Below are 17241 nucleotides of genomic sequence, written 5' to 3'. Positions count from 1 at the left end.
TCCACCCCACAGGGAGCCGGCGGCCGCACCCGCCGGCTCCCGCCCCGAACTCGCCCCGGGCCGCCCTGACGGCCCCGGAGCGGGCCGAACTCGCCCCGGGCCGCCCTGACCCCGGAGCGGGCCCTAGACCGTCGCCTCCCCGGCCTCCATCGGCCGCGAGAGGCGGCGGTCCGCGCCGTCCGCCGGGCGGGTCTCCGGCAGCAGCGCGAAGCAGCCCAGGCTGAGCAGCGCGATGCCCGTCAGATACGCGGCGACGCCCCACGGCGGACCGTCGCCGCGCGACAGGGCCGTCGCCACCAGCGGGGTGAGCCCGCCGCCGAGCACGCCCCCGAGGTTGTAGCCGAGCGCCGCGCCCGTGCAGCGCACCCGCGGCTCGTACAGCTCGGGCAGATAGGCCGCCGTGACGGCGAGCATCGCGATGAAGGCCAGCAGCGCACCCAGGAAGCCGAGGAACATCAGCGGCACCCGCCCGGTGTGCAACAGCGCCACCATCGGGAACATCCACAACACCGTGGCGGTGCAGCCCGCCAGGCACATGGTCCGCCGCCCGAGGCGGTCGCCGAGATGCGCCGCCAGGGGCGTCAGCGCGCCCAGGACCGCCACGGCCGCCATGACACAGCCGAGCATGACCGTGCGGTCCACCCCCAGCCGCTCCGTGCCGTACACGAGCGACCAGGTCGTCACGGTGTAGAACACGGCGTAGCCCACCGCGAGCCCGCCCGCCGTGAGCAGCACCAGCCGCCAGTGGTGGCGCAGCACCTCGGCGAGCGGCGCCGCGGCGCGCTCATCGCGTTCGGCCAGCTCCTGGAACCGCGGCGACTCCGCGAGCTGGGCGCGCAGCAGCAGCCCGGCCGCCACCAGCAGGCCGGCCGCCCAGAACGGCACCCGCCAGCCCCAGGACCGGAAGCTGTCCTCGGTCAGCGTCGCCGACAGGGTCAGCATCACGCCGTTGGCCAGCAGGAAGCCGACGGACGGGCCGATCTGCGGGAAGCCCGCCCACAGCCCGCGCCGCCGCTCGGGCGCGTGCTCGACGGTCAGCAGCACCGCGCCGCCCCACTCGCCGCCGAGCCCGAGGCCCTGGAGAAAGCGCAGCACGAGCAGCAGCACGGGGGCCGCGACGCCGATCGAGTCGTAGCTGGGCACAAAGCCGACCGCGACCGTCGCGACGCCGGTGAGCAGCAGCGACAGGATGAGAACCGGCCGTCTGCCGTACCGGTCGCCGAGCGGGCCGAAGAGCGCCGACCCCAGGGGCCGGGAGAGAAAGCCGACGGCGAAGGTGCCGAAGGCGGCGAGGGTCCCGGCGAGCGGGGAGACATTGGGGAAGAAGAGCGGGCCGAGGACGAGGGCGGCCGCGGTGCCGTAGACGAAGAAGTCGTAGAACTCGATGGCGGTGCCGACCAGGGACGCGGCGGCGAGCCGGACCATCGACGGGGGGCGGTCGTCGTGCATGAAGCGCCAACCGCCGCCGCGCGCCCCCGGTTACGGGGCGTGCGGCGCGGGGAAGAGCGCGCGGCGTGCGGGCGCGGCGCGCGCTCCCCTCACACGTCGCTCACCAGCCCCGTTCGCGCCACTCGCCCAGGTGCGGGCGCTCGGCGCCGAGGGTGGTGTCGTCGCCGTGGCCGGGGTACACCCAGGTCTCGTCCGGCAGCCGGTCGAAGAGCTTGGTCTCCACGTCGTCGATGAGGCTCTCGAACGCCTTCGCGTCCTTCCAGGTGTTGCCGACCCCGCCCGGGAAGAGGCAGTCGCCGGTGAACACGTGCGGGTGGCCGTGCGGGTCGTCGTAGACCAGGGCGATGGAGCCCGGGGTGTGGCCGACCAGATGGCGGGCGGTGAGCTCGACCCGGCCGACGCGCACCGTGTCGCCGTCCTCGACGGGCACATCGGTGGGGACCGGGATGCCCTCGGCGTCGTAACGGCCCGCGTAGGTGCGGGCACCGGTGACCTCCACCACCTCGCGCAGCGCGCCCCAGTGGTCCTGGTGGCGGTGGGTGGTGACGACGGAGGCGATACCGCTGCTCCCGATGAGCGTCAGCAGCGTGTGCGGCTCGGCCGCGGCGTCGATCAGCAGCTGCTCGTCGGTGGCCCGGCAGCGCAGCAGATAGGCGTTGTTGTTCATCGGGCCGACCGCGACCTTCGAGATCATGAGATCGGTCAGTTCGTGCACGTCCGCCGGTCCGCCGACCTTCACCGCTCCGCTGTAAGTCATGGCCTCAGCCTAGTGGCGGCAGGACCGGCAGGGGCCCGTCGGGGCAGGACAGCCCGGCCCCGTCCGTGCGCCCGGTGAGCCAGCCCAACAGGGCGGCGGAGGGGCCTTCGACGGTGACCGCCGTGAGGTCCTCGCGGCCCGCGCCCGCGCGGCCGGTGTGCCGGACCCGGCCGCCCTCGCCGGACACCAGCCGCAGCGGGGGGACGCCGGGCTGTCCGGCGAATCTCACCTCGGTGAGGAAGTCCAGCGCCTGCTCGACGAACGCGGCGGGCAGGTCCGCCAGGGTGTAGCCGACCCCGAGGTCCACATGGTGCAGCTCGACCTCGAGCAGCCTGCGGAAGGGCAGTCGGCCGGCCGGCTCGACGACGCCGCGCCGCATGGTGACCTCGTACGACCGGCGGCCGGCGGGGAGCGCCGCGGCCGCCGCGTAGAGGCGGAAGGCGCTGGTGCGCAGGTCGTCGAGGTGGACCGGCAGCGGGCGGCCCGCCGCGTCCTCGATGGCGCTGTCGCGCGCGTCCTCGCTCTCGTACATGGGGGTCGGCTCTCCGGTGCGCGCCCATGTGAGGAGGTTCACCAGGGCGTCCGCATTGCGCGCCAGATGCGCCAGCACGTGGCCGCGGGTCCAGCCGGGGAGCAGCGAGGGCTCGTCGACGGCGCTCTCCTCCAGCCGGGACACCGAGCTCATGAGGCGGTCGGTCGCGCCCCGCACCGCGGCGGCGTCACGTGCGTAGTCGGTCATGTTCCGACGGTAGTGCTCACCACACGTTCGGGTGAAGCTGTTGGACTCCGGCCGCAATTCGAATGTGCGTGCTATAGGCTCATGTGCTGCATCCTTAAAGACATCGCCGCAGCGCCCCCTACCCTGGGTCGGGGGGCTTCGCCTCGCTCCGGCTCTGCGTCCCGGCAGAGCTCCATGGCAGCGGGGCCCGCGGACCCCCACCTCTCTCAAGAAAGGTGCCGACCGGCGTGGCCGACCGTCTCATCGTCCGTGGCGCTCGCGAGCACAACCTCAAGAACGTCTCGCTCGACCTCCCTCGCGACTCCCTCATCGTCTTCACCGGGCTCTCCGGGTCGGGCAAGTCGTCCCTCGCGTTCGACACGATCTTCGCGGAGGGGCAGCGCCGCTACGTCGAGTCGCTCTCCTCGTACGCCCGCCAGTTCCTGGGGCAGATGGACAAGCCCGACGTGGACTTCATCGAGGGCCTGTCCCCGGCGGTGTCCATCGACCAGAAGTCCACCTCGCGGAACCCCCGCTCCACGGTCGGCACCATCACGGAGGTCTATGACTACCTCCGGCTGCTGTTCGCCAGGATCGGCAAGCCGCACTGCCCCGAGTGCGGCCGCCCGATCTCCCGGCAGTCGCCGCAGGCGATCGTCGACAAGGTGCTGGAGCTGCCCGAGGGCAGCCGCTTCCAGGTGCTGTCCCCGCTGGTGCGCGAGCGCAAGGGGGAGTTCGTCGACCTCTTCGCCGACCTCCAGACCAAGGGCTACAGCCGGGCGCGGGTGGACGGCGCGACCATCCAGCTGACCGACCCGCCGAAGCTGAAGAAGCAGGAGAAGCACACCATCGAGGTGGTCATCGACCGCCTGACCGTCAAGGAAAGCGCCAAGCGGCGGCTGACCGACTCCGTGGAGACCGCGCTCGGCCTCTCCGGCGGCATGGTGATCCTCGACTTCGTCGACCTCGACGAGGACGACCCGCAGCGCGAGCGGATGTTCTCCGAGCACCTCTACTGCCCGTACGACGACCTGTCCTTCGAGGAGCTGGAGCCGCGCTCCTTCTCGTTCAACTCGCCCTTCGGCGCCTGCCCGGAGTGCACCGGCATCGGCACCCGCATGGAGGTCGACCCCGAGCTGATCATCCCGGACGAGGAGAAGTCGCTCGACGAGGGCGCCATCCACCCCTGGTCCCACGGCCACACCAAGGACTACTTCGCCCGGCTCTACGGCGGCCTGGCCGACGCGCTCGGCTTCCGTACGGACATCCCCTGGGCCGGGCTCCCGCAGCGCGCCAAGAAGGCGCTGCTCTACGGGCACAAGACGCAGATCGAGGTCCGCTACCGCAACCGCTACGGGCGGGAGCGCGCCTATGTCACGGCCTTCGAGGGGGCGGTGCCGTTCGTCAGGCGTCGGTACACGGAGGCGGAGAGCGACTCCAGCCGTGAGCGCTTCGAGGGCTATATGCGCGAGGTGCCCTGCCCCACCTGTGAGGGCACCCGGCTCAAGCCGCTCATCCTGGCGGTCACCGTGGAGGGCCGCTCCATCGCGGAGGTCTCCGCGATGTCGATCAGCGAGTGCGCCGAGTTCCTGCGCGACATGAAGCTGAGCGCCCGCGACAAGACCATCGCCCAGCGGGTGCTCAAGGAGGTCAACGAGCGGCTGCGGTTCCTGGTCGACGTCGGCCTGGACTATCTCTCGCTCAACCGCGCGGCGGGCACGCTCTCCGGCGGCGAGGCGCAGCGCATCCGGCTGGCCACCCAGATCGGCTCCGGCCTGGTGGGCGTGTTGTATGTGCTGGACGAGCCGTCGATCGGGCTGCACCAGCGCGACAACCACCGGCTGATCGAGACGCTGGTGCGGCTGCGCGACCTGGGCAACACCCTGATCGTCGTCGAGCACGACGAGGACACCATCAAGACCTCGGACTGGGTGGTGGACATCGGCCCGGGCGCGGGTGAGCACGGCGGCAAGGTGGTCCACAGCGGGCCGCTCAAGGAGCTGCTGGCCAACGAGGACTCGATGACCGGGCAGTACCTGGCCGGGAAGAGGGCCATCGAGCTGCCGGGGATGCGCCGGCCCATGGACCCCGGGCGGCAGCTGACGGTCCACGGCGCGCGGGAGAACAACCTCCAGGACATCGATGTGTCCTTCCCGCTCGGTGTGCTCACCGCCGTCACCGGCGTCTCCGGATCGGGCAAGTCGACCCTGGTCAACGACATCCTGTACACCCACCTGGCGCGCGAGCTGAACGGGGCGCGGGCCGTCCCGGGCCGGCACACCCGGGTCGCCGGCGACGACCTCGTCGACAAGGTGGTCCATGTCGACCAGTCGCCCATCGGCCGCACCCCGCGCTCCAACCCGGCGACGTACACGGGCGTCTTCGACCATGTGCGCAAGCTGTTCGCGGAGACGATGGAGGCCAAGGTCCGCGGATACCAGCCCGGGCGGTTCTCCTTCAACGTCAAGGGCGGCCGCTGCGAGAACTGCTCCGGCGACGGCACCATCAAGATCGAGATGAACTTCCTGCCGGATGTGTATGTGCCGTGCGAGGTCTGCCACGGCGCGCGCTACAACCGGGAGACCCTGGAGGTGCACTACAAGGGCAAGTCCATCGCCGAGGTGCTGGACATGCCCATCGAGGAGGCGCTCGACTTCTTCGAGGCGGTGCCGACGATCTCCCGCCATCTGCGCACGCTCAACGAGGTCGGGCTCGGCTACGTCCGGCTCGGGCAGCCCGCGCCGACCCTCTCCGGCGGTGAGGCGCAGCGCGTCAAGCTCGCCAGCGAGCTCCAGAAGCGGTCGACGGGGCGCACGGTCTATGTCCTGGACGAGCCCACGACCGGGCTGCACTTCGAGGACATCAGCAAGCTGATCAAGGTGCTGTCCGGGCTGGTCGACAAGGGAAACACCGTGATCGTCATCGAGCACAACCTCGATGTGATCAAGACGGCGGACTGGGTCGTGGACATGGGCCCGGAGGGCGGCAGCGGCGGCGGTCTGGTCGTCGCCGAGGGCACCCCCGAGCAGGTGGCCTCGGTCCCGGCCAGCCACACCGGCAAGTTCCTCAGGGAGATGCTGGGGGATCTGGTGAGCGACGCGGTGGCGCCGCCGGTCGGGCGGAAGACCGCGAAGAAGGCCCCCGCGAAGGCTCCGGCCAAGAAGGCGGCGGCCAAGAAGACCGCCGCAGCCAAGACCGTCGCCGCGAAGACCGCCGTCAAGAAGGCCGCGGCGAAGGCGACGGTCTCCGGGCGGCGCGCGGCCGCGAAGTAGCGCCCGGAGTGTGCCGCGCCCCCGCCGGGCGCGGCACACTCCGGACCCCGCCGCGCCGGCGGCGGGCCTCGGAGGTCCCTCGGCTCAGAGCTCGGCCGCGTAGGGCGGCTGCGCGCCCGCCCGGGAGCAGGTGACGGCGGCCGCCCGCGCGGCGAAGCCGAGCACATCCCGCCAGGCGGCCTCGTCCAGCTTCGCCACCGCCTCCGCCGTCAGCGCCTGGTGCGCCGCCAGACGGTGCAGCAGCGCGGCGTTCACCGTGTCGCCCGCCCCGATGGTGTCCACGACATCGACCCGTACGCCGGGGACCGAGCAGTCGGCCCCGCCCCGGGTGATGACGCTGATGCCGTTCCCGCCGTGGGTGAGGACCACGGCCGCCGGGCCCGCCGCCAGCCACTCCCGGACGGCCGCCGCCGGGTCCCCGGGGCCGGCCAGCCAGGCGGCGTCCTCCAGGGACAGCTTGAGCAGGCCGATGTGTGGCAGCCAGCCGAGGAACCGGGCGCGGTAGGCGTCGGCGTCCGGGATCAGGCCGGTGCGGATGTTCGGGTCGAGCGCGGTGAAGACGCCCCGCGCCGCCTCCCGCCGCAGCAGCGCCTCGTACGCGCTCGCGCCCGGCTCCAGCACCAGCGAGCAGGTGCCGAAGGACACGGCCGTGACCGAGTCGGGAAGGGCCTCGGGCAGCTCGAAGAGACGGTCCGCGGTGCCCTCGACGTAGAAGCCGTAGCCCGCCGAGCCGTCGGGGGCTATCGACGCGACCGCCAGTGTGGTCGGCTCCGCGCCGCGCTGCACCAGCGCGGTGTCCACGCCGTCGTCGCGCAGCCCCGCCATCAGCGACTCGCCGAAGCCGTCCGTCGAGATCCGGGAGCAGAAAGCGGTCGGCGAGCCCAGCCGGCCCAGCGCCACCGCCGTGTTGTACGGGCCGCCGCCGCGCTGCGGCAGCAGCGCCGGCAGGGCCGGGTCCACCGCGGGTCCGGCCGCTGCCGGGCGGTCGGGCACCAGATCGATCAGGGCTTCTCCGGCGACGACGATCATGAGGCGATTCCTCACGTTGTGGGTGGGTTGGGGTTCCGGGGCCGTTGGGGTCTCAGGTCCTGTCCGGGCGCTTCATGCCCTACATCCGCACGACGTGCGGTGGACGAAGGTGCAGGGCAGCCGGACGGTCCGCGGCGGCCGGGCGGGGTCCGCCAGCCGGTCGAGCAGCAGGGTGACCGCGGTGGCGCCGATCTGCCGGCTGGGCTGCGAGATCGCGGTGAGCCGCGGCGAGAACACATCGGCCCAGGAGAAGTCGTCGAAGCAGACCAGCGCGATGTCGTCGGGCACGCCGAGGCCCGCCTCGTGCAGGGCGCGCAGCGCGCCGATGGTCATCGCGTTGTTGGCGGTGACGATCGCGGTGGGCCGCGGGGACGCCGCCAGCAGCCGTTGGGTGGCGTCCCGGGCGCCGTCCGCCTCGGAGTCGCCGCCGACCAGCAGCTCGGGGGCGAATGGCAGCCCCCGCCGGAGCAGCCCGGCGCGGTAGCCGGCGATCCGCTCGTCGGTGGTGCTCAGCCCGTGGGCGCCCGCGACCAGGCCGATGCGGGTGTGGCCGAGGTCGGCGAGGTGGAGGACGAGCTGCTCGACGTGGAAGGCGTTCTCCGCGCCCACCTGGTCGTGGCCGTCGCCGACCAGCCGGTCGAGGAAGACGGCGGGGACCCGGTGGCGGGTCAGATAGTCGATCATCGCGCCGGGCTCGGCGGAGGCGGCGACGATCACTCCGTCCACCCGTCGCTCGTGGAGGAGGCGCACGGCCTCGCGCTCGTGCCCGGGGTCGTCGTGCGGGTCGGCGATGAGCAGCCCGTAGCCGTGCTCCAGGGCGCCGGCCTCGACGCCCTGGAGGATCTCGGTGAAGTACGGATTGCTGATCGCCGAGACCGCCAGGCCGATCGAGCGGGTGCGCGCGGTGACCAGGGAGCGCGCGAGGGTGTTGTGGGTGTAGCCCAGGGCGTCGATGGCGTCGAGCACCGCCTGGCGGGTGCCCGGGAGCACCGGGCGGGTCTCATTGAGCACATGAGAGACGGTGGCCACGGACACGCCCGCGCGCCGGGCCACATCAGCCATGGTCGCCATGGAGCAGGAACGTACCGCATCGAACGCCGCGCGTAAACGCTTACGCAAGCGTTTACGCGCTACCCGTCGCGGACCGTGAACCCCGCCGGGGCCTCGGGCGGGGCCGAGGGCGGAAAGCCGCCGCCGGGCGGCGGCCCGATCGCTCCGGACTGTCACTCCCCGCCAGTAGGGTGGTGACCATGGCCGACCCGAGCAGCTACCGCCCCAAGCCGGGACAGATCCCCGAGTCGCCGGGGGTCTACAAGTTCCGAGACGAGCACGGCCGGGTGATCTACGTAGGAAAGGCGAAGAGCCTGCGCCCGCGGCTCTCCTCCTACTTCCAGGACCTGGCGAACCTCCACCCGCGCACCCGCACCATGGTCACCACCGCCGCCTCCGTCGAGTGGACCATGGTGAGCACGGAGGTCGAGGCGTTGCAGCTCGAGTACTCCTGGATCAAGGAGTTCGACCCCCGGTTCAACGTCAAATACCGCGACGACAAGAGCTATCCGTCCCTCGCCGTCACGCTCAACGAGGAATTCCCCCGGGTCCAGGTCATGCGCGGCCCCAAGAAGAAGGGCGTGCGCTACTTCGGCCCGTACGGCCACGCCTGGGCCATCCGCGAGACGGTCGACCTGATGCTGCGGGTGTTCCCGGTGCGCACCTGCTCGGCCGGGGTGTTCAAGCGCTCCGCCCAGATCGGCCGCCCCTGTCTGCTCGGCTATATCGGCAAGTGCTCCGCCCCCTGTGTGGGCCGGGTGACCGCCGAGGAACACCGGCGGCTGGCCGAGGAGTTCTGTGACTTCATGGCCGGGCGCACCGGCACCTATCTGCGCCGCCTCGAGGAGCGGATGCAGGAGGCCGCCGAGGAGATGGAGTACGAGAAGGCGGCCCGGCTCCGTGACGACATCGGGGCGCTCAAGCGCGCCATGGAGAAGAACGCCGTCGTCCTCGCCGACGCCACCGACGCCGACCTGATCGCGATCGCCGAGGACGAGCTGGAGGCCGCCGTCCAGATCTTCCATGTGCGCGGCGGCCGGGTCCGCGGCCAGCGTGGCTGGGTCACCGACAAGGTGGAGGCCGTCGACACCGCCGGGCTGGTCGAGCACGCGCTCCAGCAGCTCTACGGGGAGGAGAAGGGCGACGCGGTCCCCAAGGAGGTCCTGGTCCCCGCCCTGCCCGAGCCCGCCGAGCCGGTCGCCCAGTGGCTGAGCGACCGCCGCGGCTCCCGGGTCGATCTGCGCATCCCGCAGCGCGGCGACAAGAAGGACCTGATGGCGACCGTCGCGCGCAACGCCCAGCAGGCGCTCGCGCTGCACAAGACCAAGCGCGCCTCCGACCTGACCACGCGCTCGCGCGCACTGGAGGAGATCGCCGAGGCCCTGGAGCTGGACTCCGCCCCGCTGCGCATCGAGTGCTTCGACATCTCCCACCTCCAGGGCGAGGACGTGGTGGCGTCCATGGTGGTCTTCGAGGACGGCCTGGCGCGCAAGAGCGAGTACCGCCGCTTCCAGATCAAGAGCTTCGCGGGGCAGGACGACGTCCGCGCCATGCACGAGGTGGTCGGCCGCCGGTTCCGCCGCTATCTCCGGGAGAAGACGGACACCGGCGAGTGGGGCCCGGCGCCCGACGGCGACGCGGCGCCGGGCGGACACCCCAAGCAGTCCGAGGAGGAGTTCGCCGCCCCCGCCGGGCCCATCGACGAGAGCGGCAGGCCGAAGCGGTTCGCCTACCCGCCGCAGCTCGTCGTCGTGGACGGCGGCCGGCCGCAGGTCGCCGCCGCCCAGCGGGCGCTGGACGAGCTGGGGATCGACGACGTGGCCGTCTGCGGCCTCGCCAAGCGGCTGGAGGAGGTCTGGCTGCCCGGCGAGGAGGACCCGGTGGTGCTGCCCCGCAGCAGCGAGGGGCTCTACCTGCTCCAGCGGGTGCGCGACGAGGCCCACCGCTTCGCCATCACCTACCAGCGCGGCAAGCGGGCCAAGTCCATGAAGGCCGGGCCGCTGGACACCGTGCCCGGGCTCGGCGACAGCCGTCGGCAGGCGCTCCTGAAGCACTTCGGCTCGCTCAAGCGGCTGCGCGCCGCGACCGTCGAGCAGATATGCGAGGTGCCGGGGGTGGGCCGCAAGACGGCCGAGACGGTCGCCGCCGCCCTCGCCATGGCGGCCCCGGCCGCCCCGGCGGTGAACACCGCCACAGGAGAGATCATTGAGGACGAGGCCGCGAGCGCGGTGTCGTCAGCGACGCGGGGGACGGACAGATGAACGAACATGAGAATCATGGAGACGGAGCGCAGGTGAATACGGGCACCCCGGGAGACACCGCCGCCGAGGCGGCGGCCATCCCCGAGCTGGTGATCATCTCCGGCATGTCGGGCGCGGGCCGCAGCACCGCCGCCAAGTGTCTGGAGGACCTCGGCTGGTTCGTCGTGGACAACCTGCCGCCCGCGCTGATCCCCACCATGGTGGACCTCGGCGCCCGTTCCCAGGGCAATGTGGCCCGTATCGCGGTGGTCGTCGACGTCCGCGGCCGCCGCTTCTTCGACAATCTGCGCGAGTCCCTGGCGGACCTGGCCGCCAAGAACGTCAAGCGCCGCGTCCTGTTCCTGGAGGCCTCCGACGACGCCCTGGTGCGCCGCTTCGAGTCGGTGCGCCGCCCGCACCCGCTCCAGGGCGACGGCCGGATCGTGGACGGCATCGCGGCCGAGCGGGACCTGCTGCGCGAGCTGCGCGGCGATGCCGACCTGGTGATCGACACCTCCAGCCTCAATGTGCACGAGCTGCGCGCCAAGATGGACGCCCAGTTCGCCGGCGAGGAGGAGCCGGAGCTGCGCGCCACCGTCATGTCCTTCGGCTACAAGTACGGCCTGCCGGTCGACGCCGACCTGGTGGTGGACTGCCGCTTCCTGCCGAACCCGCACTGGGTCCCGGAGCTGCGCCCCTTCACCGGCCTCAACGAGGAGGTCGCCGGCTATGTCTTCAACCAGCCCGGCGCCAAGGAGTTCCTCGACCGCTACGCCGAGCTGCTCCAGCTCATCGCGACGGGCTACCGCCGCGAGGGCAAGCGCTATGTGACCATCGCCGTCGGCTGCACCGGGGGCAAGCACCGCAGCGTCGCGATGTCCGAGCGGCTCGCCGCCCGACTCGCCGCCGAGGGAGTCGAAACCGTCATCGTCCACCGTGACATGGGGCGCGAGTGACGATCAGGACCAGACGGCTGCGGCGGCTGGTCGGATCCCGTACCAGCAGAGGAGCGCAGCCCAAGGTGGTCGCGCTCGGCGGCGGGATGGGGCTGTCCGCCTCGCTCGCCGCCCTGCGCCGGATCACCGGCGATCTGACCGCCGTCGTCACCGTCGCCGACGACGGGGGCTCCAGCGGGCGGCTGCGCGACGAGCTGGACGTGCTGCCGCCCGGCGATCTGCGCAAGGCGCTGGCCGCGCTGTGCGGCGACGACGACTGGGGCCAGACCTGGGCCAGGGTCATCCAGCACCGCTTCATCAGCGAGGGCGAGCTGCACGGCCACGCGGTCGGCAATCTGCTGATCGTCGCCCTCTGGGAGCAGCTGGGCGACCACGTCAAGGCGCTGGACCTGGTCGGCAAGCTGCTGGGCGCGCACGGCCGGGTGCTGCCCATGTCGGCGGTCCCGCTGGAGCTCCAGGCGTTCGTCCGCGGCCATGACCCGGGCCGGCCGGACGAGGTGACCACGGTCCGCGGGCAGGCCACCGTCGCGCTCACCCCCGGCGAGGTGCAGTCGGTCCATCTGGTGCCGCATGACCCGCCGGCCGTCCCCGAGGCCGTCGAGGCGGTCCTTGACGCCGACTGGGTGGTCCTGGGCCCCGGCTCCTGGTTCTCCTCCGTGATCCCGCATCTGCTGGTCCCCGAGCTGCTGGAGGCGCTCACCGAGACCAAGGCCCGAAGGGTCCTGTCGCTGAACCTGGCCCCCCAGCCCGGCGAAACCGACGGCTTCTCCCCGCAGCGTCATTTGGAGGTTTTGGCCCGACACGCCCCTAAACTCGCCTTCGACGTGGTGCTGGCCGACCAGGCCGCCGTCCCCGACCAGGGCAGTCTGTGCGACGCCGCGAAGCGGCTGGGCGGCACGGTCGAGCTGGCGCCGGTGGCCAGGCCCGACGGCTCCCCGAAGCACGACCCGGAGCTTCTGGCGGCCGCGTACGACCGTATTTTTCGGATGCATGGAAGGATCGGCCCATGGCGATGACGGCAGCGGTGAAGGACGAAATCTCCCGGCTCCCCGTCACCCGCACCTGCTGCCGGAAAGCGGAGGTCTCGGCGATCCTGCGGTTCGCGGGCGGTCTGCACCTGGTCAGCGGGCGCATCGTGATCGAAGCTGAGCTGGACACGGGCATCGCGGCCCGAAGAGTGCGCAAGGACATCCTGGAGATCTTCGGGCACTCCTCCGACCTGGTGGTGATGGCCCCCGGCGGGCTGCGCCGCGGCAGCCGCTACGTGGTGCGGGTGGTGGCGGGCGGTGATCAGCTGGCCCGGCAGACCGGGCTGGTCGACGGCCGCGGCCGGCCGATCCGCGGGCTGCCGCCGCAGGTCGTCTCGGGCGCCACCTGTGACGCCGAGGCAGCCTGGCGCGGGGCCTTCCTCGCCCACGGCTCGCTCACCGAACCCGGCCGCTCCTCCTCGCTGGAGGTCACCTGCCCCGGCCCCGAGGCCGCGCTCGCGCTGGTCGGCGCCGCGCGCCGGCTCCAGATCGCCGCCAAGGCGCGGGAGGTGCGCGGTGTTGACCGCGTTGTCGTCCGTGACGGTGACGCCATCGGCGCGCTGTTGACGCGGCTCGGCGCCCATGAGTCGGTGCTCGCGTGGGAGGAGCGGCGGATGCGCCGCGAGGTCCGCGCCACCGCCAACCGGCTCGCCAACTTCGACGACGCCAACCTGCGCCGCTCGGCCCGCGCCGCCGTCGCCGCCGGGGCCCGGGTGCAGCGCGCGCTGGAGATCCTGGGCGAAGAGGTGCCCGAGCACCTGGCCGCGGCCGGCCGGCTGCGCATGGAGCACAAGCAGGCCTCCCTGGAGGAGCTGGGCGCGCTCGCCGACCCGCCGCTGACCAAGGACGCGGTAGCGGGCCGCATCCGCCGCCTGCTGGCCATGGCGGACAAGCGCGCCCAGGACCTGGGGATCCCCGGCACCGAGTCCAGCCTGACCGAGGAGATGGCCGAGGGCATGGTCGGCTGACCACCCCGGCCGGGCGGACCGACCGCCCGTACGACAGACCTCTCAAGCCCCCGGCTTCCACCGCGAAGCCGGGGGCGTCCCGTGGCCCTTTCAAGCCATATGTGGCTTGTGGCGCAATTGCGCTGCGTGCGCTGCGGCGTTGACCAGCTGTGACGGAAAGTGCCTCATAGGTGAATCGAAGCCGGCGGTCCGTACCACTTTTCAGTGGACGTGGGCCGCCGGTGCCAATGTCACGTACGTCCCGTGATAGCGGTAGGGTCGGACGCGGTCGGGGACATCCAATAAGGCTCGCCGGCGTCCATACCGGCACACCAACGAGGAGATCGGTTCGTGACGATCCGCGTAGGCATCAACGGCTTCGGCCGCATCGGACGCAACTACTTCCGCGCGCTCCTGGACCAGGGCGCGGACATCGAGATCGTCGGTGTCAACGACCTGACCGACAACGCCACTCTCGTCCACCTGCTGAAGTACGACACCATCCTGGGTCGGCTGAAGCAGGCGGTCAGCCACACCGACAACACCATCACCGTCGGCAACCAGACGTTCAAGACGTTCGCCGAGCGGGACCCGGCCAAGCTGCCCTGGGCGGAGCTCGGCGCCGACATCGTCATCGAGTCGACGGGCATCTTCACCAAGCGCGAGGACGCGGCGAAGCACCTGGCCGCCGGTGCCAAGAAGGTCCTGATCTCCGCGCCCGCCAAGGGCGAGGACATCACCATCGTGATGGGCGTCAACCAGGAGAAGTACGACGCCGCCAACCACCACGTCATCTCCAACGCGTCCTGCACCACCAACTGTGTCGCCCCGATGGCCAAGGTCCTCGACGAGGCCTTCGGCATCACCAAGGGCCTGATGACCACGGTGCACGCGTACACCAACGACCAGCGCATCCTGGACTTCCCGCACAAGGACCTGCGCCGTGCGCGGGCCGCCGCGGAGAACATCATCCCGACCTCGACCGGTGCGGCGAAGGCGACCGCCCTGGTGCTCCCGCAGCTCAAGGGCAAGCTGGACGGCATCGCCATGCGCGTCCCGGTGCCCACCGGCTCGGTCACCGACCTGGTGGTCGAGCTGGACCGCGAGGTCACCAGGGACGAGGTCAACACCGCTTTCCAGAAGGCCGCCGAGGGTCAGCTCAAGGGCATCCTCGAGTACACCGAGGACGAGATCGTCTCCTCGGACATCGTCAACTGGCCGGCCTCCTGCACCTTCGACTCCTCGCTGACCATGGCCCAGGGCAAGCAGGTCAAGATCATCGGTTGGTACGACAACGAGTGGGGCTACTCGAACCGCCTCGTCGACCTGACCGTCTTCGTCGGCAACCAGCTCTGACCGCTGCCGCGATGAGCCAGGACAGGGCCCGGTACGACGCTGTCGTACGGGCCCTGTTCCCATGAACTAGGAGTCCTCAGTGAAGACGATTGACGATCTTCAGGTCGGCGGGAAGCGGGTCTTCGTCCGTGCCGATCTGAACGTCCCGCTCGACGGCGAGACGATCACCGACGACGGCCGCATCCGCGCTGCCGTGCCGACCATCGCCGGGCTCGTGAAGTCGGGCGCCAAGGTGATCGTCGCCTCCCACCTGGGCCGGCCCAAGGGCGCGCCGGACCCCCGCTTCTCGCTCGCCCCGGTCGCCCGGCGGCTCGGTGAACTCCTCGGCAAGGAGGTCGTCTTCGCGACCGACACGGTCGGGGACGGCGCCCGGCAGGCCGTGGCCGGGCTCGGCGACGGCGATGTGGCACTGCTGGAGAATCTGCGCTTCAACGCCGGTGAGACCAGCAAGGACGACGCCGAGCGCGGCGCCTTCGCCGATCAGCTCGCCGCTCTCGCGGACGTCTATGTGGGCGACGGCTTCGGCGCGGTGCACCGCAAGCACGCCTCGGTGTACGACCTTCCGGCGCGGCTGCCGCACGCCGCGGGCCATCTGATCGCCTCCGAACTGAACGTTCTCAAGCAGCTCACCGACGACGTGAAGCGCCCGTACGCGGTGGTCCTCGGCGGCGCCAAGGTGTCCGACAAGCTCGGCGTCATCGACCACCTCCTGGAGCGGGCCGACCGCATCCTCATCGGCGGCGGCATGGCCTACACCTTCCTCAAGGCCCAGGGCCATGAGATCGGCAACTCGCTGCTTCAGGAGGACCAGATCCCGGCCGTCCAGGAGTACCTGGCGCGCGCCAAGGAGCGCGGCGTGGAGTTCGTGCTCCCCGTCGACGTCCTGGTGGCCGCCGAGTTCCCGGATCTGAAGACGAAGGCCCCGGCGCACCCCCAGGCCGTGTCCGCCGCGGAGATGCCGGCCGGCCAGATGGGTCTGGACATCGGCCCGGCGACCTGCGAGCTGTACGCCTCGAAGCTGGCCGACGCGGCCACCGTCTTCTGGAACGGCCCGATGGGCGTCTTCGAGCACCCCGATTTCGCCGCGGGCACCAAGGCCGTCGCCCAGGCGCTGGTCGAGAGCCCGGCCTTCACCGTGGTGGGCGGCGGCGACTCCGCGGCCGCCGTGCGGATCCTGGGCTTCGACGAGAATGCTTTCGGCCACATCTCGACCGGCGGCGGAGCGAGCCTCGAATACCTCGAGGGCAAGACGCTCCCCGGCCTGGCAGCACTGGAGGACTGAACACCGTGAGTGACCGCACCCCGCTGATCGCGGGCAACTGGAAGATGAACCTCAACCACCTCGAGGCCATCGCCCACGTCCAGAAGATCACCTTCTCGCTCACCGACAAGGACTACGAGGACGTCGAGGCCGCGGTCCTGGCGCCGTTCACGGACCTCCGGACCCTTCAGACCCTGGTCGAGCACGACAAGCTGAAGCTCAAGTACGGCGCCCAGGACATCTCGGCGCACGACTCCGGCGCGTACACCGGGGAGATCTCCGGCGCGATGCTGGCCAAGCTGCGCTGCTCCTATGTGGCCGTCGGCCACTCCGAGCGGCGCCAGTACCACAACGAGACCGACGAGCTGTGCAACGCCAAGGTCAAGGCCGCCTTCAAGAACGACGTCACCCCCATCCTGTGCGTCGGTGAGGGCCTGGAGGTGCGCAAGGCGGGCAACCAGGTCGCGCACACGCTCGCGCAGGTCGACGGGGGTCTCAAGGACGTCCCGGCCGAGCAGGCCGAGCGGATCGTGATCGCGTACGAGCCGGTCTGGGCCATCGGCACCGGCGAGGTGGCCACCCCCGAGGACGCCCAGGAGGTCTGCGGGGCGATCCGGGGCCGCCTGGCCGAGCTGTACAGCCAGGAGCTGGCCGACAAGGTCAGGATCCAGTACGGCGGCTCGGTGAAGTCCGGGAACGTCGCCGCGATCATGGCGCAGCCGGACGTGGACGGCGCGCTGGTCGGCGGCGCCTGCCTGGACGCGGACGAGTTCGTCAAGATCGTCCGGTTCCGCGACCAGTGAGCAGGACGGTGAGTAGGCCGTAGCAGGTCACTCGGCGTACCCTGGCGGGGGTCGAGGTGGTGCGCGTCACCACCCGGCCCCCGTTCCCTACCGTCCCGTCCAAGCCCGAGAGAGTTGGTTCCAGCCGTGGTCATGGGGTTCTCGATCGCCCTCATCATCTTCAGCCTCCTGCTGATGATGCTGGTGCTCATGCACAAGGGGAAGGGCGGAGGTCTGTCCGACATGTTCGGTGGTGGCATGCAGTCGTCCGTGGGCGGCTCCTCGGTCGCCGAGCGCAACCTGGACCGGATCACCATCGTCGTCGGCCTGCTCTGGTTCGTCTGCATCGTGGTGCTCGGCCTGCTGATGAAGCTCGATTGAGCCGATAGCTGACGT

General features: G+C 71.4%; 14 protein-coding genes. 9 read left to right on the top strand and 5 right to left on the bottom strand.

The window, feature by feature from the left end:
- Positions 1-123 precede the first annotated feature (123 nt).
- From ACZ4WQ_RS00945 to ACZ4WQ_RS00935, 3 genes are all read right to left on the bottom strand, one after another.
- Positions 124-1425 (bottom strand): MFS transporter, encoded by a 1302-nt coding sequence (locus ACZ4WQ_RS00945; RefSeq protein ID WP_398370548.1) that lies wholly within the window; start codon positions 1423-1425, stop codon positions 124-126.
- Between the two features lie 124 nt (positions 1426-1549).
- Positions 1550-2206, bottom strand: coding sequence for an MBL fold metallo-hydrolase (locus ACZ4WQ_RS00940; protein WP_352131087.1), 657 nt, complete (start codon positions 2204-2206; stop codon positions 1550-1552).
- A 4-nt stretch (positions 2207-2210) separates the two neighbouring features.
- Positions 2211-2945 carry a maleylpyruvate isomerase family mycothiol-dependent enzyme gene (locus ACZ4WQ_RS00935; protein WP_398370268.1) on the bottom strand — a complete coding sequence of 245 codons (735 nt, stop codon included), beginning with the start codon at positions 2943-2945 and terminating at the stop codon, positions 2211-2213.
- A 227-nt stretch (positions 2946-3172) separates the two neighbouring features.
- On the opposite strand from ACZ4WQ_RS00935, the gene uvrA reads away from it, so the two are divergent.
- Positions 3173-6196, top strand: a complete 3024-nt coding sequence (uvrA, locus tag ACZ4WQ_RS00930; RefSeq protein WP_311724887.1) for an excinuclease ABC subunit UvrA — start codon at positions 3173-3175, stop codon at positions 6194-6196.
- Positions 6197-6280: 84 nt separating this feature from the next.
- Here the strand turns inward: uvrA and ACZ4WQ_RS00925 are convergent, their stop codons facing one another.
- A complete protein-coding gene (locus ACZ4WQ_RS00925) occupies positions 6281-7225 on the bottom strand; it encodes a carbohydrate kinase family protein (protein ID WP_311724888.1) in 945 nt (314 codons plus the stop codon).
- A gap of 72 nt (positions 7226-7297) precedes the next feature.
- The gene (locus ACZ4WQ_RS00920) at positions 7298-8296 is read right to left on the bottom strand and encodes a LacI family DNA-binding transcriptional regulator (protein WP_311724889.1); all 999 of its coding nucleotides are present in this window, start codon (positions 8294-8296) and stop codon (positions 7298-7300) included.
- Positions 8297-8475: 179 nt separating this feature from the next.
- On the opposite strand from ACZ4WQ_RS00920, the gene uvrC reads away from it, so the two are divergent.
- The 8 genes from uvrC (at position 8476) to secG (ending at position 17226) form a co-directional block, all read left to right on the top strand.
- Complete coding sequence (gene uvrC / locus ACZ4WQ_RS00915; protein WP_398370271.1) at positions 8476-10536, top strand: excinuclease ABC subunit UvrC; 2061 nt, start codon at positions 8476-8478, stop codon at positions 10534-10536.
- Positions 10533-11471 carry an RNase adapter RapZ gene (gene rapZ / locus ACZ4WQ_RS00910; RefSeq protein WP_311724891.1) on the top strand — a complete coding sequence of 313 codons (939 nt, stop codon included), beginning with the start codon at positions 10533-10535 and terminating at the stop codon, positions 11469-11471. Before uvrC ends, rapZ begins: the two co-directional genes overlap by 4 nt.
- Positions 11468-12487 (top strand): gluconeogenesis factor YvcK family protein, encoded by a 1020-nt coding sequence (locus tag ACZ4WQ_RS00905; protein WP_311724892.1) that lies wholly within the window; start codon positions 11468-11470, stop codon positions 12485-12487. The genes rapZ and ACZ4WQ_RS00905 overlap by 4 nt, the downstream gene beginning before the upstream one ends.
- Complete coding sequence (gene whiA, locus ACZ4WQ_RS00900) at positions 12478-13467, top strand: DNA-binding protein WhiA (RefSeq protein WP_065958444.1); 990 nt, start codon at positions 12478-12480, stop codon at positions 13465-13467. The genes ACZ4WQ_RS00905 and whiA overlap by 10 nt, the downstream gene beginning before the upstream one ends.
- Before the next feature lie 330 nt (positions 13468-13797).
- Complete coding sequence (gene gap, locus ACZ4WQ_RS00895) at positions 13798-14802, top strand: type I glyceraldehyde-3-phosphate dehydrogenase (RefSeq protein ID WP_311724893.1); 1005 nt, start codon at positions 13798-13800, stop codon at positions 14800-14802.
- A gap of 79 nt (positions 14803-14881) precedes the next feature.
- Positions 14882-16084 carry a phosphoglycerate kinase gene (locus ACZ4WQ_RS00890; RefSeq protein ID WP_311724894.1) on the top strand — a complete coding sequence of 401 codons (1203 nt, stop codon included), beginning with the start codon at positions 14882-14884 and terminating at the stop codon, positions 16082-16084.
- Between the two features lie 5 nt (positions 16085-16089).
- On the top strand, positions 16090-16866 hold the full coding sequence (gene tpiA, locus ACZ4WQ_RS00885; RefSeq protein ID WP_385339477.1) for a triose-phosphate isomerase: 777 nt from the start codon (positions 16090-16092) through the stop codon (positions 16864-16866).
- A gap of 132 nt (positions 16867-16998) precedes the next feature.
- Entirely contained in the window at positions 16999-17226 is a 228-nt protein-coding gene (secG, locus tag ACZ4WQ_RS00880; RefSeq protein ID WP_311724896.1) for a preprotein translocase subunit SecG, read from the top strand.
- Positions 17227-17241: the final 15 nt, after the last annotated feature.

It is taken from the genome of Streptomyces sp. NPDC028305, assembly GCF_055569495.1.
Note: the sequence above shows the minus strand (reverse complement) of the source record. Positions and strands in the feature narration are given on the sequence as shown.

Coding starts and splice junctions, on each gene's coding strand:
- ACZ4WQ_RS00945 (WP_398370548.1), bottom strand. CDS start 1,425: ATGGTCCGGCTCGCCGCCGCGTCCCTGGTCGGCACCGCCATCGAGTTC.
- ACZ4WQ_RS00940 (WP_352131087.1), bottom strand. CDS start 2,206: ATGACTTACAGCGGAGCGGTGAAGGTCGGCGGACCGGCGGACGTGCAC.
- ACZ4WQ_RS00935 (WP_398370268.1), bottom strand. CDS start 2,945: ATGACCGACTACGCACGTGACGCCGCCGCGGTGCGGGGCGCGACCGAC.
- ACZ4WQ_RS00925 (WP_311724888.1), bottom strand. CDS start 7,225: ATGATCGTCGTCGCCGGAGAAGCCCTGATCGATCTGGTGCCCGACCGC.
- ACZ4WQ_RS00920 (WP_311724889.1), bottom strand. CDS start 8,296: ATGGCGACCATGGCTGATGTGGCCCGGCGCGCGGGCGTGTCCGTGGCC.
- uvrC (WP_398370271.1), top strand. CDS start 8,476: ATGGCCGACCCGAGCAGCTACCGCCCCAAGCCGGGACAGATCCCCGAG.
- rapZ (WP_311724891.1), top strand. CDS start 10,533: ATGAACGAACATGAGAATCATGGAGACGGAGCGCAGGTGAATACGGGC.
- whiA (WP_065958444.1), top strand. CDS start 12,478: ATGGCGATGACGGCAGCGGTGAAGGACGAAATCTCCCGGCTCCCCGTC.
- secG (WP_311724896.1), top strand. CDS start 16,999: ATGGGGTTCTCGATCGCCCTCATCATCTTCAGCCTCCTGCTGATGATG.